Annotated in this window: 1 protein-coding gene; it reads right to left on the bottom strand. The window is 76.3% G+C overall.

Annotated elements, in window-relative coordinates; translation table 11 throughout:
- Positions 1–624: efflux RND transporter periplasmic adaptor subunit (locus FHD68_RS18795; RefSeq protein WP_139086655.1), on the bottom strand; the 624-nt coding region annotated here is incomplete at both ends.

The raw sequence follows: 624 nt of genomic DNA, 5'->3' as shown, positions 1-624 counted from the left end.
CGCGCGTTCGGCCACGATGCGCGCCCCTGCCAGGTCGGCCGGCACCGCGATGATCAGATCGTCGCCCTGCCGGCGCAGCACGGTCACGGGCGTCGCCTGCAGGCGGCCGTCCGCCCCCGCGACAAGCAGGCCGCCATCCGACCCCAGGGCCGCCGCCGGAATGATCGCCGCGTCGGACAGCGCCGGTTCGGCGATGCGCGCGGTCACGAAATCGCCCGGGCGCAGCGCCTGCGCACCCTGGACCAGCCGGGCATAGACCACCCGCCCCGCCGTCCCCTCCGCGACCGAGGCCGCCGCCCGATCCAGCCGCGCCTGCGCGACCACTGCGCCGGCGCTGCCGTCCAGCGTCACCGTCACCTCGCGGTCCAGCAGGGCACCGTCCGGGCCCAGCAGGCGCCCGAACTGGTCCAGCGACAGCGGGATCTGCAACTCCAGCGCCGCGGGGTCGATGATCGTGGCCAGCTGTTCGTTCACGCCGACCAGCGCGCCCTCGACCGCGGTGACGGCGGTGACGCGCCCGTCGAAGCCCGCGCGCAGTTCCGTGTCGGCCAGCGCGCGGCGGGCCTCGGTCACGGCGATCTCGGCCCGGCGCAGGGCGTTCTCGGCCGCGGTCACGGCGCTTTG

It is taken from the genome of Paracoccus marcusii, from assembly GCF_006151785.1.
Classification (GTDB): Bacteria; Pseudomonadota; Alphaproteobacteria; order Rhodobacterales; family Rhodobacteraceae; genus Paracoccus; species Paracoccus marcusii.
This window is presented reverse-complemented; position numbering and strand designations above follow the sequence as displayed.